Source organism: Cohnella fermenti (assembly GCF_004801405.1).
In the GTDB taxonomy this organism is placed as follows: Bacteria; Bacillota; Bacilli; order Paenibacillales; family Paenibacillaceae; genus Cohnella; species Cohnella fermenti.
Genome location: NZ_SSOB01000029.1, coordinates 24,999 through 49,505, shown reverse-complemented (window position 1 = coordinate 49,505; position 24,507 = coordinate 24,999). Strand labels below are relative to the sequence as shown.

19 protein-coding genes are annotated in these 24,507 nt (G+C 58.0%); 5 read left to right on the top strand and 14 right to left on the bottom strand.

Annotated features, from left to right (window positions below):
* Window positions 1-195: 195 nt before the first annotated feature.
* Window positions 196-1,146 carry a glycoside hydrolase family 43 protein gene (locus tag E6C55_RS20990; RefSeq protein WP_230986789.1) on the top strand — a complete coding sequence of 317 codons (951 nt, stop codon included), beginning with the start codon at window positions 196-198 and terminating at the stop codon, window positions 1,144-1,146.
* A gap of 98 nt (window positions 1,147-1,244) precedes the next feature.
* Here E6C55_RS20990 and E6C55_RS20985 read toward each other — a convergent pair whose 3' ends face one another.
* Window positions 1,245-2,681 (bottom strand): MDR family MFS transporter, encoded by a 1,437-nt coding sequence (locus E6C55_RS20985; RefSeq protein ID WP_136371777.1) that lies wholly within the window; start codon window positions 2,679-2,681, stop codon window positions 1,245-1,247.
* A 136-nt stretch (window positions 2,682-2,817) separates the two neighbouring features.
* On the opposite strand from E6C55_RS20985, the gene E6C55_RS20980 reads away from it, so the two are divergent.
* A complete protein-coding gene (locus E6C55_RS20980) occupies window positions 2,818-3,456 on the top strand; it encodes a TetR/AcrR family transcriptional regulator (RefSeq protein WP_136371776.1) in 639 nt (212 codons plus the stop codon).
* Window positions 3,457-3,493: 37 nt separating this feature from the next.
* On the opposite strand, the gene E6C55_RS20975 is transcribed toward E6C55_RS20980, so the two are convergent.
* From E6C55_RS20975 to E6C55_RS20960, 5 genes are all read right to left on the bottom strand, one after another.
* On the bottom strand, window positions 3,494-4,009 hold the full coding sequence (locus tag E6C55_RS20975) for an SDR family NAD(P)-dependent oxidoreductase (RefSeq protein WP_136371775.1): 516 nt from the start codon (window positions 4,007-4,009) through the stop codon (window positions 3,494-3,496).
* 99 nt (window positions 4,010-4,108) lie between these two features.
* A complete protein-coding gene (locus tag E6C55_RS20970) occupies window positions 4,109-4,690 on the bottom strand; it encodes a TetR/AcrR family transcriptional regulator (RefSeq protein ID WP_136371774.1) in 582 nt (193 codons plus the stop codon).
* Between the two features lie 77 nt (window positions 4,691-4,767).
* Window positions 4,768-5,604, bottom strand: coding sequence for an AraC family transcriptional regulator (locus E6C55_RS20965; protein WP_136371773.1), 837 nt, complete (start codon window positions 5,602-5,604; stop codon window positions 4,768-4,770).
* Between the two features lie 68 nt (window positions 5,605-5,672).
* Window positions 5,673-5,834 carry a hypothetical protein gene (locus E6C55_RS33910; RefSeq protein ID WP_168735785.1) on the bottom strand — a complete coding sequence of 54 codons (162 nt, stop codon included), beginning with the start codon at window positions 5,832-5,834 and terminating at the stop codon, window positions 5,673-5,675.
* A 14-nt stretch (window positions 5,835-5,848) separates the two neighbouring features.
* Window positions 5,849-6,313: a hypothetical protein gene (locus E6C55_RS20960; protein ID WP_136371772.1), complete on the bottom strand. Its 465-nt coding sequence runs from the start codon at window positions 6,311-6,313 to the stop codon at window positions 5,849-5,851.
* Between the two features lie 192 nt (window positions 6,314-6,505).
* On the opposite strand from E6C55_RS20960, the gene E6C55_RS20955 reads away from it, so the two are divergent.
* A complete protein-coding gene (locus E6C55_RS20955; protein WP_136371771.1) occupies window positions 6,506-7,609 on the top strand; it encodes a glycoside hydrolase family 88/105 protein in 1,104 nt (367 codons plus the stop codon).
* Here E6C55_RS20955 and E6C55_RS20950 read toward each other — a convergent pair.
* Complete coding sequence (locus tag E6C55_RS20950) at window positions 7,606-8,412, bottom strand: AraC family transcriptional regulator (RefSeq protein WP_168735784.1); 807 nt, start codon at window positions 8,410-8,412, stop codon at window positions 7,606-7,608. The two genes, E6C55_RS20955 and E6C55_RS20950, sit on opposite strands and share 4 nt — an antisense overlap.
* Window positions 8,413-8,565: 153 nt before the next feature.
* Here E6C55_RS20950 and E6C55_RS20945 point away from each other — a divergent pair, with 153 nt between their 5' ends.
* Window positions 8,566-9,345, top strand: a complete 780-nt coding sequence (locus tag E6C55_RS20945) for an ABC transporter ATP-binding protein (RefSeq protein WP_136371769.1) — start codon at window positions 8,566-8,568, stop codon at window positions 9,343-9,345.
* A 363-nt stretch (window positions 9,346-9,708) separates the two neighbouring features.
* Here the strand turns inward: E6C55_RS20945 and E6C55_RS20940 are convergent, their stop codons facing one another.
* Window positions 9,709-10,113: an RrF2 family transcriptional regulator gene (locus E6C55_RS20940; protein WP_168735783.1), complete on the bottom strand. Its 405-nt coding sequence runs from the start codon at window positions 10,111-10,113 to the stop codon at window positions 9,709-9,711.
* A gap of 282 nt (window positions 10,114-10,395) precedes the next feature.
* On the opposite strand from E6C55_RS20940, the gene E6C55_RS20935 reads away from it, so the two are divergent.
* Window positions 10,396-10,494: an SDR family oxidoreductase gene (locus E6C55_RS20935; protein ID WP_211093622.1), complete on the top strand. Its 99-nt coding sequence runs from the start codon at window positions 10,396-10,398 to the stop codon at window positions 10,492-10,494.
* 128 nt (window positions 10,495-10,622) lie between these two features.
* Here the strand turns inward: E6C55_RS20935 and E6C55_RS35240 are convergent, their stop codons facing one another.
* The 6 genes from E6C55_RS35240 to E6C55_RS20905 all read right to left on the bottom strand — a co-directional run bounded on the left by E6C55_RS35240 (window position 10,623) and on the right by E6C55_RS20905 (window position 24,421).
* Window positions 10,623-16,922, bottom strand: coding sequence for a rhamnogalacturonan lyase family protein (locus E6C55_RS35240; protein WP_136371767.1), 6,300 nt, complete (start codon window positions 16,920-16,922; stop codon window positions 10,623-10,625).
* A gap of 287 nt (window positions 16,923-17,209) precedes the next feature.
* Window positions 17,210-18,241, bottom strand: coding sequence for a glycoside hydrolase family 88/105 protein (locus E6C55_RS20925; RefSeq protein ID WP_136371823.1), 1,032 nt, complete (start codon window positions 18,239-18,241; stop codon window positions 17,210-17,212).
* 78 nt (window positions 18,242-18,319) lie between these two features.
* Window positions 18,320-19,981 (bottom strand): type 2 periplasmic-binding domain-containing protein, encoded by a 1,662-nt coding sequence (locus E6C55_RS20920; protein WP_136371766.1) that lies wholly within the window; start codon window positions 19,979-19,981, stop codon window positions 18,320-18,322.
* A 40-nt stretch (window positions 19,982-20,021) separates the two neighbouring features.
* Window positions 20,022-20,921 (bottom strand): carbohydrate ABC transporter permease, encoded by a 900-nt coding sequence (locus tag E6C55_RS20915; RefSeq protein WP_136371765.1) that lies wholly within the window; start codon window positions 20,919-20,921, stop codon window positions 20,022-20,024.
* A gap of 13 nt (window positions 20,922-20,934) precedes the next feature.
* On the bottom strand, window positions 20,935-21,837 hold the full coding sequence (locus tag E6C55_RS20910; RefSeq protein ID WP_230986783.1) for an ABC transporter permease: 903 nt from the start codon (window positions 21,835-21,837) through the stop codon (window positions 20,935-20,937).
* A gap of 316 nt (window positions 21,838-22,153) precedes the next feature.
* Entirely contained in the window at window positions 22,154-24,421 is a 2,268-nt protein-coding gene (locus tag E6C55_RS20905; protein WP_136371763.1) for an AraC family transcriptional regulator, read from the bottom strand.
* Window positions 24,422-24,507 lie beyond the last annotated feature (86 nt).

Genomic DNA, 24,507 nt, shown 5'->3' with positions numbered 1-24,507 from the left:
GCCCCTCTTGACTCGGCCTTCGTTCGGTCAGAAACTAAAGATTTTGGTGTAAAAACAGTAAATTGTGGGGTTGCGCCGCTCTCCAGCATTGTTAATATAAAAAAGAGACTGCAAGTTAGCGTTTACATGAAAGCACGAAAGCGAGGAACTGCCTTGTCGAATTCGATCAGCTCCAATCAACCGCTCGTCACTCACATGTATACTGCGGACCCTTCCGCTCACGTCTTCGAAGGCAAGCTGTACGTGTATCCGTCCCACGATCTGGATCACGAGATGACTTCGAACGATAACGGCGACCAGTACGACATGGAAGATTACCATGTGCTCTCGCTGAACGAAGAGCTGACGCAATGCACCGATCACGGGGAAGCTCTTCACGTTCGCGACGTGCCGTGGGCCTCCAAGCAGATGTGGGCCCCGGATGCCGCGTACAAGAACCGGAAGTATTATTTGTTCTTCCCGGCCCGCGACCACGACGGCATCTTCCGCATCGGAGCCGCGACGTCCGACAAGCCCGCCGGTCCGTTCCGCCCGGAACCGAACTATATCGAGGGCAGCTTCAGCATCGATCCGGCCGTGTTCGTCGATGACGACGGCAAGAGCTACATGCTCTTCGGCGGCTTGTGGGGCGGGCAGCTTGAGAAGTGGCAGACCGGCGAGTTCATCGCCGACGCCGAAGGACCCGCCTGGATCGCTCCCGCGCTCGGGCCGCGTATCGCGGAGCTTGCGGACGACATGCTGAGCTTCCGGGAGGCTCCGCGCGAGATCTCCATCGTGGACGAGAACGGCATGCCGCTCGTTGCCGGGGACGAGGACCGCCGCTACTTCGAAGGCCCGTGGATGCATAAGCACAATGGCCTGTATTACCTCAGCTACTCGACCGGCACAACGCATCGCATCGTCTACGCGACAAGCAGCGACCCGCTCGGGCCGTTCGAATACAAGGGCACGATTCTGACGCCGGTCGTCGGCTGGACGACCCACCACTCGATCGTCAGCTACCAAGACAAGTGGTACTTGTTCTACCACGACAGCTCCCTGTCCGGCGGCGCCGACAACAAGCGCTGCGTCAAGTTTGCCGAGCTCTTCTACGAGGCGGACGGGACGATCCGCACGATCGATCCGTATCCGGAGCGAAGCGAATAACAGAGGGGCCGTCCCCCAAGTCCCGCGACTTGAAGGACGGCCCCTTGGCCGGCTTGCACATAAGGCTGTTCGTCGTTAGCCGCTTCCGCTTGACGCCGTTACGACGGCTTCTTGCTCCCCGACAGCAGCAGCGCCGGAATAAACGCGGCGACCGTGAACCCGATCGACCACCAGAAGGCCGCCTGGTAAGACTCGGCAACCGCCTGAAGGCTCGCTGCCGACGAATTCGCCAATTGATGGCTGACGACCGTCGCCAGCACCGCCGACCCGAACGCTCCGCCGATCGTCTGGAAGATCCGCGTCGAGATGCTCGCATGGGGAACCTGCTCCTTCTTCAGCCCTGCATAAGCGGACACCATGATCGGAATCAGCAGCCCGTTCAGCGCCGCCCCTCTCACCAGTTGAGCCGCGCCCAAGAGCAGGTGGCTCGTCGCCGCTTCGGCGAACGCGAACGGAATCGTGGCGACGGCCGTCACCGCGAGGCTGACCGTCACGATCGTCCGGGCGCTCATTCGGTCGGACAGCTTCCCGATCCAGCTTCGCGTGAGCAGCATCCCTACCCCCTGGGGAATAAGCAGCAGCCCCGTCGCCAGCACCGTCTCGCCGCGAACCTGCTGATAATACAGAGGAAGCAGCAGCAGCGCCCCGTTCATGACCATCCCCGCCAGGAACAACGTCATATTCGACGCCAGGAAGTGCCGCGATTTGAACAGATGTAGATCGACCAGAGGAGTCCGGCTCGTTCGCAATGCGTAAACGATATACCCCGCCATCAAGATGACCCCTCCGGCAAGCGGAACCCACACCCCTGCGCTGTTCAAGCCGCCATGCGTACTGATCTCCGAGATGCCGTAGATAAGAGCCGCGAACGCGGGAGACAGCAGCAGCAGTCCGGCGATGTCGAGAGTCTGCTTGCCCTTGGGCGGCGCATCCGTCGGAATATGCCGCCAGGAGAGCCACAGCGCGACCAACGTGATCGGGATATTGACGTAGAAGATCCAGCGCCAGCTAAGGTTATCCATAATAAGTCCGCCGATAACGGGGCCGAGAATCGGTCCGAGCAGCGCGGGAATGCTAATGATTGCGATCAACCGTCCAAGTCCGCGCCCGCCCGCCGACTGAACGAGTACGTTCTGCATCGTCGGAATGAGCAAGCCGGCGCCAACCCCTTGCAGAAGCCGGAAGCCGATCAGGCTGCCGGTATTCCACGCGAACGAACAAAGCACCGACGACCCGAGGAAAATCCACAGCGAGAACATATACACCCTTTTCCCCCCGAAGCGATTGATCGCCCACCCCGAGATCGGAACCGCCAGCCCCATGGTCAGCACGTAGCCCGTGATCACCCATTGAATGGTCGCTACCGTGCTGTGCAGATCGAACGCGAGCGTGTCGATGGCCACGTTGATCATCGTCGAATCCAACTGGGACGCGACGGCGCCGAATATGAGAATCAGGGCGACTTTGAGAATTTGACGATCGATCTTCTCCTTGGGAGGGGTGGCGCTTGTTGCCTTCATCTGACCCATTGCCATGGGAAACACCTCTGGTTCGTTATTTAGAGTACGGTACGTACCGTACCTTATGTGAATACAATATTCGAATTTGGCCGAAAATGCAATATAATATTTGCAGGAACTTGGACGACACGTTGAGGAGAAGATCGATACGATGGCTGACACTAAACCGAAACAAGCCGCGCCCGGCGAGGAACAACCGCCATCGGGCACGCGCAGGCGCGGCGATGTGCTCGAGAACGCGATTCTGCAGGCGGCCTGGGAGGAGCTGCGGGAGACGGGCTACGGCAAGCTGACGATGGAAGCGGTCGCCTCCCGCGCCAAGACGAACAAGACGGCCGTCTACCGCCGCTGGCCCAACAAGGCCAAGCTGGTCGTCGCGACCATGATGAAGCATGCGCCCAAGCCTTCTCTTGAGCCCCCGGATACGGGAGATTTGCGCGAGGATGTGCTTGCGCTGCTTCAAGGACTGATCAAGCCTATCCAGATTATCGGCTCCGAGACGATTAAAGGGTTGATGGTCGACTTCCACGGGGACGAGTTGCACGCCAAGCTGACCCTGCCTCCGCGATCGGAGGACATTCTGGTTAAGGCGATAAAGGACATTCTCCGCCAGGCGGACAAGCGCGGGGAAGTCAAGCTCGACACGATCCCGGAACGCGTCGTCGGGCTGCCCGTCGACCTGGTGCGGTTCGAGCTGCTTGCGACCCACACTCCGCTTACCGACGAGGCCATCCGGGAGATTGTCGACGACCTCTTCCTGCCGCTCGTGCTGCGAGAACGGAACCATTAACGAATAAAATCCCCTTCGGCTTTTGCCGTTGGGGATTTTATTCAGCTCCGTTATTGATAACCCGCCCATATGTTCTCCATGTACTGCCGCACTTCTCTCCATGAACGACCGAATCTTGAGAGCCGAGCGGCACCGCGGTCGTGACGCCCATGAAGGAGCTGATGTTGATGAACTTGCCTCCGCCGTTGTCCCGGAAGTGCGGAAGGAACGCCCGGATGACGTTGATCGGACCGCGAACGTTCACCGCGAACTGCCAGTCGATCGTGCTCTCGGCCGCCAGCTCCAGCGCCCCGTAGCTGCCCATGCCGGCATTGTTGACGACGACGTCGATCCGGCCGAATGCTCGGATCGCCTCTGCGATCGCCAGCCTCGTCTGCTCGACATCGGTCACGTCCTGCTTGAACACCTTGATGTTCTCATAGGCCGCCAGCTCCGTATCCTTCTCGGGCGAGCGCATCGTCGCCGCCACATTCCACCCGAGCTTGGCGAAGTGAATCGCCGTTCGTTGGCCGAGTCCGGAGCTTGTTCCTGTAATAAAAATAGTTCTCGTCATGATGATTCCTCCCGAGGATACAAGGTATAAAACTTATAAATCGAACGTTCGATCTAACGGGGCCGTGAAGGAGCTTGCGCTCCGTTCATCACGTTCCTGTTACGCCTTGGCGAAGCTGTTCCAGCAAGCGGCAACGATCTGCTTGGCGTGGGGCTCATCCAATTCCACCCTGTTCTGCAAGTGCGCCTTCACCGCGTAGACCAGGGAACCGTAGCTCATCTGCACCATCAGTCTCGGCTCTAGCTCGACAAACATTTTCTGCCCGATCGCTTCTTCATACAGAGCTTCCATGGGCGCGCACCACCCCGTCTCGTACGCGTCAAGCTTGGATTGCTCGTAGATGTACGGCGAGAAGGAATATTGCTCGATGAATTGGAACCCTTGCGGATAGGCCAAGCTAAGCTTGATAAAATTCGTCCAAGCCCGCTCGAACCGCTCTTTAACCCCATCCCCCTCGTGCCAGTTCTTCGTGACGTACTCGCCGTTGAACTGCACGATGGCCTTGTAGAGCTCATTGATGATGTCTTCCTTGCTCGAGAAGTAATGGTAGATATTCCCTGTCGACACCTTCGACTCCTTGGCAATGAGAGACATCGACGTCGCTTGCAGCTCCTTGTCGATGATCAAACGCAGCGTCGTCTCCAGCACGGCCTGCTGAACCTTGTTGTATCGGCCGAACATGCGGCTCCTCCTTCCCGACTCCATTAGATCGAATGTTCATTCTAATCATAGATCGGTTCCGGCCCCGCGTCAACCCCTTACTTCCCCCTGCGATAATACAGCGGAGCATGGCCTGTCACCTGCTTAAATACGCGACCGAAGTGCGTCACGCTGCCGAAGCCGACCTTCCGCGCAACCAGCGCCGCCTTCATCGCGCTTCCTTCGAGCAGCTTCTTCGCTTCCTTCACCCGGACGCTGTTCAGGTACTCCACGAACGTGAAGCCCGTCGCCTCCTTGAAGAACCGGCTTAAGTAATAAGGGCTGATGTAGAACGTATCGGCGAGCAGTTGCAGCGACAGCTCCTGCGCATAGTGGGCGTTGATGTAGCGGACGACTTCCGATATCCGCTCGTGCATCGGGCTCGGCGCGGCCGGCGGCTCGCGATCGCCCTGTTCGGCCAATCGGCAGCATGCGATCAGCATCTGCAGCGACAGCGTCTGGGCGAACAGCTCGAAGCCCGGCTTCTTCTCCTTCGTCTCGCGGATGATGCCCTGCGCCAGATCGTCGAACGCCAGGCGGTCCTGCAGCGAACCTCTCACGACGAGGTAATCCTTCTCCCGCAGCGGCCGCAGCGCTTCCAACGAAGCCTCATTATCCGCTCCCGCCAAGCTGCCGGAGACGTTGACGACAAGCCGCTCGTACGCGGGCTTCTCCGTGTTGGTCGTCCGGTGCAGAACGTTCGGCGCGATGACGATCACATCCCCTTCGCTCGCCGCGAACGTCCGATCCTTCACGAAGAACTGCCGGCTCCCGGACAGGAGGTAGAAGATCTCGTACGTCCCGTGGAAGTGATTCGTCGCCATATGGTGGCTCGGCGCCTTCCGGTAGGATACCGTGAAGCTGCCCCCCTCATTCTCGTAATGATGATCCGCCATCTTGGGGCCTCCTCTGTCCGAACCGGACACCGACGGTCCGAAGAGGATTCGGGATTTGCGTATTTGTCTTACGGGCGAACCTTGGCAGCAAGTCGATCCTGCTTCAATTTAGCAATAGCATCGCTTACCGTTTTATCGCGTTCGGGATTGGCACCAGGCATCGATTGCTCAACGTAATGTCCGCCCGCATACCGACGAACTGCATGATCAAGACTCATCTTCTTCTTCATCGCCAATCACCTCTTTAGGTTAAGTATAACATAGCCAGACGTTCTGCGGCACGCTCGTCGATAACCATAAGGCCTCCGCCAACATGCGATGCTCCAATGACATTCGTGTAATATTGCATCAGGCGTTGCTTCTTCTTTGAGTGGAAGGCGACCACACCGTCAAATCCAAGCTCCTTGCTTCGTTTGCATGCATAAGCCATGAGATGCTCGCCGATCAAATCGAACTCCTTGCGCTCGCTTGGAACACTCTCAATAAGGTGTATCCAAATATGATCCTGTTTAATCTCAAGAGCAATTGCCCCTTGCACGACACCGTTTCCACGTATAACCATCTTATACACTTCAATACCATTCCTGCCAAAATAAACGGACCAGTCGAAGGCTTCTTCCCAATCGCTCATCTGTTCCTCAATATCATATGGCTGCAATGCTAGGAACGAAACATGGTAGGATTCACCGCTGCGGATATGCAGTAACAAGATTTCATCTCCCGCTGTTTAGATTGCGACTGGGGTCTCTCCCGACCGAACGCTGCCTTTTCCCCCCATTATAGTCCGTTACGGAATTGTTGCAAGATATAAGAAGAATCGAGTCATATCTGCAATAAATGTACAGATCTCAATGCTAAGATGAGGACATAAACCGTGTGGAATGAACAGGAGGAGAACAGAATGAGTTCTGTCAAGACGACATTCACCCCAATCGAGTGGGCGGAGAGGGCATGCGAGGCGCTGATGGCGAAGTTCGAACCGGAGCAGCTTCCGCCGGACCGCTTCCATTATCACCAGGGCGTGTTCCTGTCCGGGATGGAGAAGTGCTGGCGCGAGACGGGAAAAGACGGCTATTACGACTACCTCAAACGTTGGGTGGACAGCCAGGTGCAGCCGGACGGCAGCTTCAAGAAGATCAAGCTGGACGAGCTTGACGACATTCAGCCGGGCGTCCTGCTCTTCAATCTGTACGAGAAGACGGGTGACGAGCGCTACAAGAAGGCTCTCGATACGATCGTTCCGCTGCTCAAGTCGTGGAAGACGAACCCGTCCGGCGGCTTCTGGCACAAGGAGCATTACCCGAATCAGATGTGGCTCGACGGCCTGTACATGGCGGGTCCGATCGCGACGATGTACGGCAAGACGTTCGGCGATTCCGATTACTTCGACATGATGGCGTATCAGGCGATTCTGATGGAGAAGCACACGAAGGACCAGGTTACCGGCCTCCTGTACCACGGTTGGGACGAGACGAAGGAAGCGGAATGGGCCGATCCGGCCACCGGGCTCGCGCCGGAATTCTGGGGCCGCGCCATCGGCTGGTACCCGGTTGCCCTGCTCGAGATGTTCGAGTACATGCCGGAAGACCATAAGGACAAGGAGAAGCTCGTCGCAATCCTGCAGGATCTGCTGACGGCGCTGCCGAAGTTCCAGGACGAGGCGACCGGGCTGTGGTATCAGGTCGTCGACAAGGGCGAGCGGCCGGACAACTGGCTGGAGAACTCCTGCACCGCCCTGTACGTTCACGCCATTGCCAAAGCAGTGCGCTTCGGCTGCCTGGACGAGTCGTACTTGGCCGCCGCCTGGAAGGGTTACCAAGGTGTGATCGACACGCTGAAGTTCGACGAGAACGGCCGGGTGCTTATCGGCAACATCTGCATCGGCACGGGCATCGGCGACTACGCCCACTACATCGCCCGCCCGACCAGCGAGAACGACCTGCACGGCGCCGGCGCGTTTATCCTCATGTGCGTGGAGATGAGCCTGGCCAAGCCAGGGGCCTAACCCCGGACCCCGCTCCGATACTGCTCCGGTGTCGCGCCGACGCTCTTCGCGAAGACGCGATAGAACTGGCTGGCGCTCCCGAAGCCCAGGTCGTGGCTGATCTCCGTAACGGTGGCGCCGCTGCGCGCCAGCCTCGCCTTCGCCTCTTCGATCCGCAAGGACAGAATGTACTGGTACGGGGTCATGCCGAGGATGGCCTTAAACGTCCGTATAAAATGAAACCGGCTAAGAAGAGCGATCCCGGCCAATGTGTCGATATGGAGCTTCTCGGTATAGTGCTCGTGCATGTAGTCGAGAGCCGTTCTCATGTGCCTGTCGGCCGATGACGCGCTGACGAGGGCGGCATCCCGCCGGTTCGTCTGATTGCCCCGCAGCGACCTCGCCAGGAAGGAGAGCACCTGCGCCTCCGTCTCTTCGACCGCGAGCGGCTCCGAGGGATCGTGCAGCAGCAGCGTCGTCGCCCACTTGCGGAATCGCCCGCTCAGCTCGACCGGATCGATCGATTGCCGATGATCGAACTCGAGAGGCTGCCGGTCGTTGAACTCCGCGAACCCGTCGCGGTCGACCTGCAGCACGATGACGCCGGCTTCGCCGCTCACATGCAGCTCATGCGGCTCCTCCGGGTATTGCACGAAGCCTTCTCCGCATGCCAGCTCGTAGGCCTGCTGCTTGCCGACGAATCGGCAACCCCCGTAGATGGGCACCGTAATCTGGAATTCCCTCTCATGAATGTGCGGAGCCGTGCTGTGCTCCTCTTCAATCCGCCAGAGCGACAAACGCGGCGTATCGATCCTGATCTTCATCCGGGCGACCTCATTTCGTCCATATGCCATGAGTCATGTGCCATGAGTATAGCAGAAGTTGCTTCGATCCGCCGCAATTTTCGCTAACGACAGACGGCCGGACACCTTATAGAATAGTAGAATAGAAGTTTGGCGCCAAAAGGAGAGCAACAGGTGGAAGAGATCATTCATCTCGAAGGAGTTACATGGAGACGGGGCGAGCTGACGCTGCTGAAGGACATCGACTGGCGCATTCGCCGTCATGAGCATTGGGCGCTGCTCGGCCTGAACGGATCGGGCAAGACAACGCTGCTGAACATCATCACCGGCTACTACTGGCCGACACGCGGAGAGGTCAACGTTCTCGGGCAGCAATTCGGACAAGTGGACTTGCGGGAGCTCCGCCAATCGATCGGCTGGGTCAGCTCCTCGCTGCAAGAGAAGCTGTACGGCACCGACCGCACGCAATACGTCGTCATCAGCGGCAAATTCGCGACGATCGGGCTGTACGAGAACCCGGAAGAGAGCGATTTTGCGAAGGCGGGCGCGCTCATGACGGCGCTCGGCTGCGCGCACCTGTGGGACCGCGAGTATCGGACGTGCTCGCAGGGGGAGAAGCAGAAGCTGCTGATCGCCCGCGCGCTGATGGCCAACCCGAAGCTGCTCATCCTCGACGAGCCGTGCAACGGGCTCGACCTGTTCTCGCGGGAACGGCTGCTCGCCAGCATCGAAGACTTGACCCGGCAGGAGGACATGCCGACCATGATCTATGTCACGCACCATACGGAAGAGATTCTTCCGGCATTCGGCCACACGATGCTCCTCCGGCGAGGCGAAGCGTTCCGCCAGGGGGCGACGTCGGATGTGCTGAACACTGCGACGCTGAGCGAGTTTTTCGAAGCGCCGGTCGTCGCCGAGCAGCACAAGGACCGCTACTACGTCCGAATGGCGTAAGGATCGCCGCTACGTCCGTATGGCAGAAGGCGGGCGGGGTTGCGGGCGACGAGGGCCAGGCGGGCACGGGCAGAGCCCTTGCAACACTGCGCCCCCTCCAGCCTCCTCCCGCTTCCTCCAGCCCCCTCCCGCCTCCTCCCGCCTCCTCCCGCTTCCTCCCGCTTCCTCCCGCCACCGAACGCCACCAACTTCCATATTATGGTATTTATTGCAATACAGGCGTGGCCACTATCCCCCTTCTGGACGCTTATGCCTCTTCTCCCCTCGGCTCAGGAACCTCCCCTTACGGATCAAGACCCTCGCGCGCCAACTTTTTACAGAACTTATTGCATCTATTCCCGTTGGCTCCTCCTCAAGCCTGCCTCAATCCTCCAGTGTCCGCCTCAGATCCTCGATCGTATATTGCCGAAGAACCTGGCTGAACTGCACCTCGGCGTCTGTGATGATCTTCGCGATCAGCTTGTCCGTCTTGTTCTGGAGCAGAACCTGATCCTTGATGTAGCTATCCTTCGACAAAGCGACATAGACGTCGTACACAGTGAGTCGGGCAGGGTCCGCGATCAACTTATAGCCGCCGGAGCCTTCGACCAGGCTCTCGCTCATCAGCTTGGCCAGCACCTTGCGAATGAAGCTCGACTCCACGCCGAGCCGTTCCGTGAGCGTGCTGCTGGACACCCAATCCTCCGACGCGGCAAGAATCGTCAGCGATTTGATCGCCGTATTGAACTTGGTCGGCCCCAGATCGCCGTATTGCGCCACTTCCTGCATCGAACCTCCTCCCTTCGCCCCGAACAACATTTTTATGTGAAAAACCGCATACAACCGCCCGCCAACTGCCCTGAACGACGACTTTTATGCTAAAAACCACATACAATCGCCCACCTCCCGCCTCGGACGACCACTTTTATGCTAAAAACCGCATATAATCGCCCACCAACCGTCTCGGACGACCTTTTTTATGCTAAAAACCACATACATTCCACAAAAGGCGGTTCCCCGCCAGCGTCAACCGCTCTTGATTCCGACTAGCGGCAACTTTATAGGTAAGCGATCGACATCGCGCAAGCCTACCTGTATCTCGCCTCCGACGAATCCAAGTTCGTCATCGGCGAGGAGCTGATTGTGGACGGCGGCTGGAGCGCGCAATAACGGCGGAGAGCACCGGGACGCCAATCAACTCGATATGCGAAGAACGGCACCTTGCCCCGCGAGAGGGAAGGTGCCGTCCGTGTTGATCTTAACGAATTTGTCTTATCGAGCCGAGTTGCCGAGTCAAGTTAGCGATCCGCGAGAAGGAGCTTGTAGATCATCGTCGCGGCTTCGGCTCGAGTCGACAGGCCGGTCGGCTGGAACAGTCCGTTCCCGTTGCCGTTAACGATGCCGGCCTTGCGCAAGGAATCGACCGCAGCGCTCGCATAGCTGGAGATCGTTCCGGCGTCGTCGAAGGCGCTCGCCGCGCCGGTGCTCGCGCTCAGGCCGACTCCTGCGACTTGAGCCAGACGGTTAAGGATAACCGCCATATCCTGCTTCGTGATCGGATCGGATGCCCCGAACGTGCCATCCGGCCTTCCCGTTACGATGCCCAGGCTCTCGGCCGTTGCAACGGCTTGGTAATACCAATCCGTCGTCCGAACGTCCGCAAGGCTTGTCGTCGCCTTATCGGATGCCAGACCGAATGCCTTGATCGCCATCTGAATGAATTCGGATCTTGTTACTTGAGCGGTCGGCAGGAAGGACCCCGTGCCGTTGCCCTGCACGATCTCCCGTGCGGCCAGCGCTTCGATCGCCGTCTTCGCCCACTCGGCTTGGTTCCCATCGGCGAACGAGACTTGTGCATACGCCGTGCTGTACTTGCTGAAGTGGGCAGGCTTGAAGATAACCGTTCCCGTCGCCGCATCATAATGCCCGTTAGCCACGATGCTCAATTGTCCGGAGCTGGAGATGTAGTAAATGATGACATTCTCCGGATTCTGTCCTGCCTTCAGCGTATATGGCAAGCTAACCGTAATGTCGCCCTTCCGGAATTCATCGATTGTTTGGCTTCCTGCGGTCAACGTAAAGTCGTATACCGTATTATCGCCAACTGCCTTGCGGGCGCTGTCCGACAACGAAGCGGGATCGACTGTTTGCACGGACAGCCGGTACGAATCCGTCTCGCCTGTCCCCTTCAGCACATCAGGCTGAAGGGATACTTCCAGCTTGCCGCTGCGGATAACGATCTCCTTAACTGCGGTTCCCGCGTCTTGGAGCGGAGCGCTCGGAATCGTGACACTCAATCCCTTCGCATCGTTACCGCCTTCGATCTCAATCGCGATTCGGCCTTGGCTCGCTTGAGCGATAGCTTCCTTCAGCTTCGCGGCATCGATCTGCACCGACGCTTGACCGGCTGCATCCTTGGATGCCTTCACGGCCAACGTTCCGCCGCTGACGGACGTTCCATCTGTCGTCGTGCCGCTGTTGCCCGAACCGGTCGTGCCTCCGTCGCCCGGATCGGTCGTGCCGGTGTCTTCCGGTTCGCCGACCAAGTAAATATGCGGCGCTGCCGGCGTCTCCATATCCGTGCCGAGGAAGAAGCTCGTATGCGGCGGTTGGTTATAGCCGACGTTCTGCCAGGCGACGCCGAGACGATAGATCGGATCGTGCATCAGCGTGCGCAGGCGCGTGTCCGTTACGTCCGTCGTCGTATAAATTCTCAGCTCCGAGCTGTCCGTGTTGCGCCAGACGACTTCCTCGCGCCAGTCGCCGAACAGGTCGGCCTGCAGATTCGGCGTCGCCTTCGTGCTGTTGTTGGACAACGCTCCTTCCGCCGTGAAGAGTCGATTCGTCGTTTGATTCTCGTAATCCCACTTGTCGATATGATTCGAGTCCAGCAGCTCGCGGCTCAGATCGCCATCCCACCAGATGCCGAAGTTCGTTGACGACGGGATCACGGTGGAGATCAATTCGCCTTGAGCGCTGTACAGGCCGGTAATCGGAATGTGCTGCTCGTTCGTAATCGTCGCAGCCCATACTTCCTCGCCGACATAATTCGGGTCGATATCCGCCGCCATTCCGCGGCCGGTGTCGATGCCGGTGTAGACGCCCCAGATGACTTCGCCGGTCTCCGCGTCGCGGAAGTCCATGCCGTAAGGGGAATCCGTATGCTCGTGAACGTTGAAGTATTCCAGCCCCGGACGGCTCGGATCGAGATCGCCCAGATGCTGCGCGTCCCCGTGGCCGAGGCCGGTATTATAGAGCGGCTTGCCATTATCGTCGATCGCCATCGCGCCGAACGTAATCTCGTCCTTGCCGTCTCCGTCGACGTCGCCGATGGACAGGTTGTGATCGCCTTGGGCCATGTAGGCGGAGCCGTATTCCTTGTCGTCCGAATCGAACTTCCAGCGCTCCGACAGCTCGCCGTCCACGTAATCATAGGCGACGATGACCGTACGAGAGTAGTACCCCCGGCTGAAAATCAAGCTCGGATGCTCCCCGTCCAGATAAGCGACAGCGGCCAGGAAGCGGTCGACCCGGTTGCCGTACGCATCTCCCCAATCGGCTACGACACCGCGAGGAGGATCGTAATCGGTCGTTGTCAGCGCTCGGCCCGTAAGACCGTCGAACACGGTCAAGTATTCGGGGCCTTGCAGAATGTAACCCGAGCTGTTGCGATGATCGGCATTCCGGTCTCCGATCGCAGCGCCCGTTCCGTCAATGGTGCCGTCCGCCGTCTTGAACGCGACTTCGGCCTTCCCGTCGCCATCCAGATCGTACACCATGAATTGCGTGTAGTGCGCGCCGGCACGGATGTTCTTGCCCAGATCGATGCGCCACAGGAGAGTGCCGTCAAGCTTATACGCATCGATGTACACATTGCCGGTATAGCCGGATTGCGAGTTGTCATGCGAATTGGAAGGGTCCCACTTGACGATCAGCTCGTACGTGCCGTCGCCGTCCAGATCGCCAACACTTGTATCGTTGGCGCTGTACGTGTAGGCCTCGCCCGCCGGAGTGATGCCGCCTTCAGGCTTCTGCAGCGGGATGGACAAATAATTGTTCTCCCACACCGCCACCTCCTGCGACGCCGACTTCTCCGTACCGTTCGCAGCAACCGTCTTCAGCGAATAGACGGAATCGTTCGAGCCGTCTTCGTCCAGGAGATTGGTCGCCCCCGCAATCGGCTCCTCATTCACCTTGACGCCGTCGCGGTACAGATTAAACGCGATGTCGTCCGGATCGGTCCCGAGCATTTTCCAACCGACGTAGACGCCATCCTCTTGGCCCACCGCAACGAGCGCGCGATCCAGATATTCCATCTGGCGATAGAGCACGGTCACCGCCGGCGTCGCCAGCGTATCGGACTTGTCGGAGATGCCTCCGGCGCTGACGGCAGCTATCTTATAATAGTAAGGAATCGTCGTCAGCACGGACGTATCGGTGAAGGAAGCTGTCTTCACGCTGGCCACAGGCTCGAACGGCCCCGCTTCCTTCGTCGAGCGATACACCCGATACGAGCTTGCTCCCTGGCTTGCCGTCCAACTGATCGTCACGTCGTTCTTGTTCGTGGAGACGACGCTCAGACCGGCCGGAACGGCAGGAATGGCCACGTCCGGATCGACCAGCGAGACGGCAATTCGGTTCGACGGCCCCGTCTCGGTATTCGCCGTATCGACGGTCGTCACTTGATAATCGTATTCCATGCCCACATCGACCGCAGTATCGACATAAGTCGTCGTCACCGTGCTGCCGATCAGCTCGAAGCTGGTCGCTCCGCTGTCTCTGCGGTAAACATTGTACTTCGCCGCATCCTCCGTTCCCGTCCAGGCCAGCGTGACGGAAGGAGCATCCGGATCGGCGTTCAGATTCGACGCTTCAAGACCGACAGGCGCCATCAGGATCGGCGTAATCTCCAACCCGTTCACGATGCCGGTCGAGCCTCCGAATACGAAATTCATCTGTCCGTCTTCGACGAATACCTGGGAGATGTTCTTCTCCGTAATGGATTGGCTTCCGGCCGATACCGTGCCATAGCTCGTGCCCTCGATCGTTACGTCCGTTCGGGCGCTGCCCAGATAATCGCCGACATACAGCTTAACCGAATACAAGCCGTTCGGCACATCGACATTGAACTGCCAACCGACATTGAAGTAGCCGAGCCAGTCGCGCAGCAGGTCGCTGCCCGTCGCGCGGTCGCGCCCGATCATCCCCGTCGGATCGACGATGCCGTACCCGATCTCCGGCGTGTACACCGTCGAGAAATTCACCTCCGTGTACCCTGCCATGACCGGACTTCCGGCGAGACCGAAGTCGTACTTCATCGTCGCTTGCTTCGTCTGGATGACGACGACGTCGGAGGAGTCGGATTCGCCCTTGCCGTTCACCGCGGTTACGATGACGTCATACGATTGGCCCTCCACCATCCCTTGAATCGTAATCGTCGCCACGGTCGCCGTGCCGACCAATGAGTAGTCCGACGCCCCCGTCAGCTTGCGGTACACCTTGTAAATATCCGCGCCTTCCACCGCGTCCCAGGTGAGAACTGCGCTGGCGTTGCTGACGCTGCCTGCCTGCACGTTGGTCGGCTTGGAAGGAACCTCGGCCGGCGGCTCGGTGTCCGCCACATAGTCGGCGAGCGGAAGATCAAGCTCCTTGATGCCTCCCGACAGAAGCCGGGCGATCTGAATCGCTCCATACTCCTGGAAGTGCGTGTTGTCCGTCGAGCCTGTCGGGAATGCCGTATAGATGCCGGCAGGAACGTGCAGGAAGACGGAGAGCGCTCCTTCCGGACCGATCGTGTCGTAATACTCGCGGCTAAGCGTGCTCAGGTCGACGAGATCGACATCCATCTCGCTTGCAAGTTCTTTCATCTTCGCCACGTATTCCGGGAAGCTGACGTTGAACAGCTTGGATTCGGTATTGTAATCGAATCTACCGACCGGCGTGACTAGAATCGGAATCGCCCCGCGCTGACGCGCGCCATTGATGTACGTCTTCAGGTATTCCTTGTAATCCTCCGGGGACGCATAACGTTCCGGAACGCTAATCGTCGCATCGTTATGGCCGAATTGGATCAGGAAGTAATCATTCGGCTTGATCGCGCGCAGGATGTTGTCCAGACGGCCTTCCAGAATAAACGACTTCGAGCTTCTGCCGCCGATCGCCTGGTTGCTGAACGAGATGTCGCTCGAGAAGTAACGGGGAATCATCTGTCCCCAGCCCGCTTGCGGCTCCCAGTAAGGATCATATGTCTGGACGGTCGAGTCGCCCGCGATATAGACGGTCGGCAGCTCGCTTGCCGAACGATCCGGAAGCTTCTCGATGACAAGTCCGTTGATCTTCGGAGACGAACCGGAGAACGTGATGTTGAGCTGGCCGTCGATAAGAGCGATCTGGAAGGACTGCTCCAGGTATTCGCCTGCCGCCTTCGACGTCAAGGCTATCTTGCTCGCCGTCATGCCCTCGACGGACACCGCCGTCTCGGTCGCGGAAGTCGCGTCGCCGGCCGTCACCGTCACGGAGTAGTCTCCGTTCGGCAGATCAAGGTTGAAGTCGGTTCCCGAAGGCAGCAGGTAATCGGACTTCAAGGCATCGCCCGTTCCGCTGTCCCCTGCCAGCACGGCTCCCGGATTCGTGAAGCCGTAGCCAAGCGCAGCCGTGTACAAGATCGGAGATTGGATGCCGAAGTAGCCGCCCGCGACTTCGCCCGGACCGAAGTCCAGCTTAAGCGGGAAGCCGTCCGGAAGCGCTTCGGCGTCGTCAGGGTTCTCGAACGGCTCCGGAACATCGGCCGCAAGGGCAGGGCTGGCAGCCGATTCGAGACCCAATGCATTCGTTGCGGTCACTTGGTATTGATACGACAGCCCCGCTTCCACATTCGTATCCGAATAGGAAGCCGTTGCCGGTGAACCGATGAGCGCGAAGCTTCCGCTGTCGCCGTCCGCGCGGTACACATTATAGTACACGGCATTCGTTACGCTGCCCCATGTCAGAGACACGGAGACGGGCGAAGCCCCGTATCCGTCGACCGCAAGCCCGGTCGGCGCCGCCGGCGGCTCGGGAACAACGGTCTTGACTTCAAGAGCATTCAGGTAACCGCCGGCGCCGGTTCCGGTGATTCCGACGTTCAACTGGCCGTCGGCAACCGTTGTCCGGTAGGTGTTCTCTGCTACGTCCGTCTTGGCCGATATACTGCCGGCTGTGGTCCCTTCGAGGACGATGGTCGTCTTGGTCGTTCCGGATCCGGTCACATCCCCCGAAACGACTCTAACGTCATACTCGCCGTTCGGAAGATCCACCATGAAGCCGTATGAGGTTCCCAGAACGAAGTCGTTCGTCAGGTCCGTCCCGCCCGAGCGATTGCGCGAGGCAACGGCCTGATCCAGTCCGTAACCCAACGCCTCGGAATAGAGCGTGCTTTCCGTCACCTGAAAGTAGCCTTCCATAACCGGACTCGTGCTTGTGCCGAAGTCGAACTTCTTCTCGATGACCTCCGCCGCACTTGCCTTCTGAGACTGCCCCGGCGCCGCCGGCAGAACGAGCGAGAACAACATCGCTGCGCTAACGAGCAGTGAACCTGTTTTCCTCCATTTCTTGTTCATAAGCAAACCGCCTCTCTTTCTAGTTTGGTTATATTTGTTATTACTTGTTGAACTATTAAAGGTAAATAAGAACTTATTAGTTATTGATATCGCTTACAAATAGGAGGGAGAGAAGGAATTCAACACGTATCCGAACCGGAAGAGACATCGGGAAGGGAGTTCGCTCCTTCCCGGAACATATATCGCCCTTCACGGTTGCCGATCTCCTGCTGCAGCATCCCTCATTCCGTTGCCCCGGACAGCTCAAGCCAGGCCCGACAGGCAACCGATGCAATATCGCCAACCGCTTACACTTCCGTACCGCCCGCGCCCACAACCTCGTAAGCCGACGTCAGAAGAGCCAGAGCCAGCCCTTGTCCCCAGCCTTGGGCCCACTTCCGGTCGATGCCGAGGTAGCCGTCGATGTTGTTCATGACCGCGGTGCCGCCCGACACATTCATCACGCGACCGTTGTCCGCGATGTTCGCCAGCACGCCGTCGAGCGCCTTCTGCACATGCTTGGCGTGCAGCGGATTGTGCTGCGTGATCATCGCCGCCGCGATTCCGGCCGTGGCCGACACTTCGCCGTATGCGGCCGGATAGTCAAGCACCGTGCCCCACAGCCCGTCTTCCTTCTGCAGCTTCCGGACGGCGGCAAGCTGATCGCGTACCGAGCTCCAGATGTGCATCATCGGCGGATACAGATACGCTTCCGGCAGAATCCGCGCCGCCCGGGACATCGTGTACGCCGCCCAAGCGTTGGCGCGCGCCCAATAGATGCCGGACATGTGATCCTTGTTCACATTGTTGTAGCCGTGATACCACAATCCCGTGTTCTCGTCCTGTAGATAGTTGATGTGCCAGAAGTACTGGTTCAGCGCATCGTCGACCAGCCTCTTCTCGCCAAGCTTGATGCCGACTCTCAGCATGAAGTATGCGGCCATAAAGAGGGTGTCCGCCCAAGCCTGCTCCGGGAAGTCGTTCTTGGACGATACCGTATGCTGAAGCACCCGATCCCCGAATCGCAGCGCCTTGTTCTCGAGATAATCGATTTTGCTGACAATCAGGTCCAAGTACTTCTGCTCGTTCGTCTGGTCGTAGAGCGTAAGCAGCATATGCCCCATCGCGCACGTGTTGACCGTCCAGCCCGGAAGCCCTGCCTCCAGATATTCGTCTACCCAATCGGCCATGCGCTGCAGGTACGCCTGCTCTCCCGTCACTTCGAACGCCCGGCTGACGCCGTAATAGGCGACGCCGCCCGGCCAATCCCAGGTGAGGTCCATGCCGAACGTATACTGAACGACGCCGTCGATGGCCGCCTTCAAGCGAGCCGGTTCCATGTTGATCTTCAAATCCTCCAAGCCTCCATATTCAAGGCCCCCGCATCTTGCAGGGGCCCCGGAACTGATGTCGTATCTTTAGCTGAATTGGCCCGCGTCGATCGCTTTCTGCTTCTCGTCGAGAATCTCTTGGTAGCCTGCGTCAAGGTACGTCTTGACCGCATCGGCGTACACCTTGTCGAAGTCGGCTTCCTTCGCCAGCGCAATCTTCACGTACAGCTCTTGGAACAGAGCGTTCAGATCGGTCTTGTATTCGTTGACCTTCTCGAGCACAACGCTGAACAGCGCGTCCGGCGTGCGGTATTGTGCCGTCTCGTCGTAGTACTTAACCATGTCGTTCGCGAGGGATTCGTATCCCGGAGGCGCCCAGGTGCGCAGGAAGGCGGTGCGGGTCTTCTCCGGCGTGTCGAATTCCGCCATCTCGGTAACAAGCGCCCAGTAGTCCTTGTTATTGTTGTTGGACAGCTTGGATTCGCCTGCATAGTCGGCAACCTTGGCCGGAATGCCTTCAGCGTCAAGCGTATAGTTCTGGCCTTCGACACCGTTCTGGAAGTAGAACAGGTTCTCCGGCTGGCTCAGCCACTCGAGGTACATCCAGACGGCAGCGCGTTCTTCGGCTGTCGACTCGTAGTTGATGCCCATGATCAGACCGAACGGCCAGTAGGCGCGGCCTTGCGGAGCCTTGCCTTCCGGAACGAGAGCGTTCGGAGGCAGGATAGCGAATTCGGCGGTCGGATTGTTCGCCAGCGTCGCTGCGAATACGTCAGCCCCGCTCGTCAGGTAAGTGTTGAACGTTCCTGTCTTGCCGGCGACGAACTCGGCCTTGATCTTGCCTTCGTCATTGCGCAGATAGAATTCCTTGTCGATGAGGCCGTTGTTGTACTCGTAATTCAGGTTGCGCAGGTAGTCCTCCGTCCACTTGCTCGTCAGATCGGCGACGCTGAGGTCGGAGTACAGAGCGCGTTCCTTCGCGTCCGTCGGCCATTCGCGGAAGGGATAGCTGTACACATAGCTGTTCTGCAGCAGCGAGCCGCCGAGAGTGCCGAGTCCGGCTTCCTGCCACTTGACAAGCATCTCGTTCGTCTTCTCGAGCGAGGTCAGATCCTCCACCTTCATGCCGACCTTCTCCACCCAGTCCTTGCGAATCAGCGTCGTATTGTTGTCGGCAACCGGACGCTCGGCGAAGAAGAATACCTTCTTGCCGTCAACGGTGCCGTACTGCTCAATCGTCGACTTCAGATTGTTCCAGTAAGTCGGCGCATAGTTGGCGATCTCATCATAATCGAGCTCCTGCATGACGTCTTCCCCGTAGTAGGCAAGCGCTTGCGGCATGTCATAGTGGAAAATAACGTCCGGAGCCTTGTGGGAAGCGAGCAGTTGTTCATAATCCTGCACTTCGGCCGTTCGGGTAATCGGCACGAACTTCACCTGGATGTTGTACTTGTCGCCGAATTCCTTCTGCACCCACTTGGTGTAATAGTTGTCGGATACGTTCCAGCCTTCGAAGGCGCGCTCGTAGACCGGAATCTCCAGCGTAACCTTCTCCGGGAAGCCATTGGAGTAATCGGCGTACTTGCCTGCAGAAGCGCTCTCAGAAGGCGCGGTGCTGGCCGAGTTGCTTGCGGAAGGCGACGTGCTCGGGCTGGCCGTGTTGTTGTTATTGTTGCTTGAGCATGCGCTCAGAACAGTGAAGCTGACGGCGGCGGCAAGCAGCCCCGTGGCGATTCTCTTTGTGCTCATCGTGTTAACTCCCCCAATTAAGAATAGTCGAATTCGCGAATTACTCTTTGACGGCTCCAAGCATAACGCCTTGAACGAAGTACTTCTGAACGAACGGGTAGATGCACAGAATCGGCAGCGTCGCGAACACGACGCAGGATGCCTTCAGAACCTCCGGATTGCTCAGTTGCACATTGGTCGCCTCCAGTTGGAAGCTCTCGCTTGCCTGGATGACCAGATAATACAGCTTGAGTTGAAGCGGCCTCATGTCGACGTTCTGCTTGATGTAGAACAGCGCGTCTTGGTAGGTGTTCCAACGGCCGACCGCGTAGAAGAGCGACAGCGTCGCGATAATCGGCTTCGACAGCGGCAGAACGATGCTCCACAGAATTCGGAAGTGTCCCGCACCGTCGATTCGGGCCGACTCTTCCAGACTGTCGGGAATACTGCTTGTCAGCGCGGTCTTCATAATGAGCAGGTTGAATGCGCTGAAGGCAAGCGGAAATACGAGGGACCATATCGTATCGAGCATGCCCAGGTTATTGATGAGCATGTAATCGGGGATGATGCCCCCATGGAAGTACAGGGTGAACAGGAAGATAAATGTCAGGACTCGCCTTCCCTTAAGCGTCTTGCGCGACAGCGGATACGCGGCGAAGATCGTCAGAAGCATGCCGATGATCGTGAACAGCACCGTAACGACAACCGACACATACAGCGATCGCAGGATGCTCGCGTCGGCGAATACCTTCTTATAAGCTTCAATCGTGAAGCCTTCCGGCCAGAGAATAACCTTGTTCGCGATGACGTAGGCGTCTTCGCTGAACGACTTGGCCGCGACATGGACGAATGGCAACAGACAAGCCAGCGAGGCAATGATCAGAAGGAGGTGAATCAGCACGTCCCAGGAATCAAAGCGCTTACGACTGGTTGCGGCAAGCGTGCCGACAGATGCTTTCATGGTTCCCCTCCTCTTAGATCAATCCGTCTTCGCCGAGCTTCTTGGCGATCCGGTCCGCCGCCAGTACGAGCACCACACCGATAACGGCCTGGAACAAGCCTAGCGCAGTCGCGCGGCTGAAGTTGCCGCTCTCGATCCCCCAACGGTACACGAGCACCGGAATCGTTGTCGTGAACTCCGTTGTCGCCTTATTCTGCAAGGCGTAGATTCGCTCGAACGAACCCTCCATGATCTTGCCGAGGTTCATGATCAGCAAGGTGACGATGGTGACGCGGATCGACGGAAGCGTGACGTTCCACGCCTTCCTCCATCTGCCCGCCCCGTCCACGGTGGCCGCTTCGTACAGATCGGGATTGATGCTGCTGATCGACGCCAGATAGATGATCGTTCCCCAGCCCATGCTCTGCCAGACCCCGATGGCCAGATAACTGATCAGCCAGTTGTTGTCTTCCTGCAGGAACGGAATCCGCGTGCCTCCAAGCATCTCGATGACGTTGTTGACGACGCCGCTGCCTTCGCTGAGCAACTGATAGGCAAGCGCTCCGATGATGACCCACGACAGGAAGTGCGGCAGATACAGAAGCGTCTGATTGATCTTCTTGAACCGAACGCTCTTGACCTCGTTGAGCAGCAACGCGAGCACAATCGGCATCGTGAAGCTGAAGATCAGATCAAGAACATTGAGCAGCAGCGTATTCCGCACCGCTCTTGTGAAGTCAGGCTTGGCGAAGATCTGCTGGAATACCTCGAAGCCGACCCATTCGCTTCCCCAGAACCCCTTGGCGATCTTGTAATCCTTAAAGGCCAGCATGAGCCCGGACATCGGACCGTACTTGAACACCAGGACAAACGCCAGCGGAACCATTAGAAGCAAATAGAGCTGCCAGTCTCTTCGGAGATAAAACGTCATCCCCATGTTTTTCTTGCGTTTAGGATCTGAAGCGATTACATTTTGCGAAGCCGAAACTGAAGCGCTCTCAACCTTCACATTCTCACCTCCTTGCAGGATGACTTCCTCCGCCTTGCGATGCTCTGCCCATCGGCGAGGTGATTTCATGATAACCCTTACATTTCGAAATCGTAAATCTTGAGTATTGATCATGCCGTTCAGATTTGATACAAAGCCCGATCTTATGCGGTTCCTCCGCTGCCGTATGATCAAATGTGATGCATAGAAGCAAAAATGAAGCCGCCGGGGATCGTCATCGATCCGCCTGACGGCTTCATTCTCATCAAGAGGTGCGGGCCTTGGAAGCTTTGTAGCTGCTCGGAGGCATGCCTTCGAATTTGCGGAAGAACCGGTTGAAGCTCTGAACATTGTAATAGCCGACCTCGGTTGCGATCTGGGCGATCGTCAGCTCCGATTCGAGCAGCAGCTCCTTCGCCTTCTCGATTCGCAGCATATTCGTGTAATCGATCAAACTCTTGCCCGTCAGATCGTAAACGATCTTGCGCATATACGAGTAGCTGATGCCGATCTCCTTGGCCATGTCCTCGAAGACGATCTCCTTGCGATAATTATCGTCCAGATAGCGAATGATTCTCTCCCCGTGGTTCGGGTTGGCGTCGGACGTGCTGCGGGACAAGTACTGAACGATCTCGCCGAAGAATTCCTTCAGGTACTTCTCAAGCTCATCGAGCGTATCGATCGAGGCGATGGCCGAGTAGACGTTGCCTCTTCCCGCGAAGATGCGGGACGTGCTGATATTGTTCTCCCTCAGATGCTTGATTGTCACGCCGACCAACTGATTGTAGACGAACAGAATGTTGTCGTAGGAGATCGGCTCGACGGCGCGAATGTCTTGCCCGATCACGTCAAGCTCCTTCAGGATGCTGTCGAGATCGCCGGATTCGAGGAAGTTGACGATCCGCCGTTCGCTGTTGGCCGGATACATGTACTTCTTGCTGCGCTCCGATTCCGGCTCCCAATACAGAATGCAGCCGCTGCCGCGGATCATCCGATGCTTAAGCGCTTCCGTCGCTTCGGTGAACTTCTCGGGCACCTGATCGATCGAGTCGGCCGGACGGCTCACCCCGATGGTCACGGAGTGGCCGATCAGCTCGAGAACGCCGTCCCGGACGCGGATCAGCGCCTCCTGGATGCCCTCCCGCTCCTCTTCCGATTCCTCGTAGTTGATCAGCACCGCGAACGTTCCTTCTCCCTGGTAGACACAACGCACATGCATGCCTTCGGGAAAAGAGTTCTCGCACAGCGTTGTCAGCAAATAACGGTGGTAGCTTCTCGTCTCCGGGTTGTTCTTGCTTACATAGCGGCGGTAGCGGTCGATCGAGACAACGAACACTTGGGAACAGGGGTCCGGGAACAATTCCTCCGCCTGTCCGTTCACTTCGCCCCGCAGCAGGTTGTTCGCCGCGAGGTTGCGGGTATCCCGCTCCCGCTCCTTGAGGAGCTGGTGCAGCCCCTCTTCCTCCTCCTGCATTCGCCGGAAGGCGGCGTCGAGGAAGACAAGCTCGTTCTTGTTCGCCTCGCCGAGATTGCCGTGCGTGCGAATCGCCCGGACCAGCTCCCGCAGCGGCTTGGAGAGCCATGTGGCGAGGGAAACGGCAAGCACCGTGCCTGCGAACACGATGATAAGCGTGATCACGAGGATGCTCCGCTGCAGCAGATACGTCTTGGTCATCAACTCGTCGACGGAATAGATCTGCACGGTCCACCAGCCGTACAACGGGGTGCGGGACCAGGTGTACAGAAGCCGCTTGCCGTTCACCTCGTGGAAAGCATGGCCTTGATTCGACTCGCTGGTCAGCACTTCCTTCATATACGGAAGCTTGCTTCCGTCGGTGAGCAGCAGGCTCTTGTCGTTCATCGAGATAATCGTGCCCTGCGAATCGAGCAAGAGGTAGCTCTCCTCCCCATGCCCTGTCGATTGCAGGTAGCCGCCGATCTGGCTCTCGAGCAGATTGACAACGATCGTGCCGCGCGTCGTCGTGGACAGGCGGTTAAGCGGCAGCACATAGGAGATAACAGTAACTCCCGATTCCAGCTTGCGAGGGTACACAACGCCGCTGATTCCTCTTCTGTTCTCGAGCGCCTTCTCAATCCAGGAGACGTCCTCGTACCGCTCGAGCGGTGTAATGCCTTTATCGCTTGAGACGACGTAGTTCGCGCCCTCGAGCAGGAAGAAGGAAGACTTCACGCCGTCCACGCGATGATTGAGATTCACCAATTCATTATAAACCGTCTGCGCGTTGCTGATAAAATTGTAGTTCGAGTTCAATTCGGCATACGTCTCGTAAGCGCGGATTCGATCGAAGACGCTTGTCGAGCCGAGACGAACGGCGTCCTGAGCCATATTGCTCAAGGCGTTCTCGTTCAGCCTGCGATTCGCGTTCATCCCGGCGATCGACGATTCCGCGACGGCTTTCTCCGAATTGTGTACGATCTGCGCGGCGCTGTACCACGTCAGAATGGCGATCGGAATCGCCATGACGAAGAACAGAATAAGCGCGAGCTGCATCTTCATCGGGATTTTCTTCATAATCGACCGCTCCTTTTCACAGGGTCCATTGCTTCTCTCTTTTTATGTAAGCGCTTTATAAAAAATAGAAGCTATCTCGACTCCAA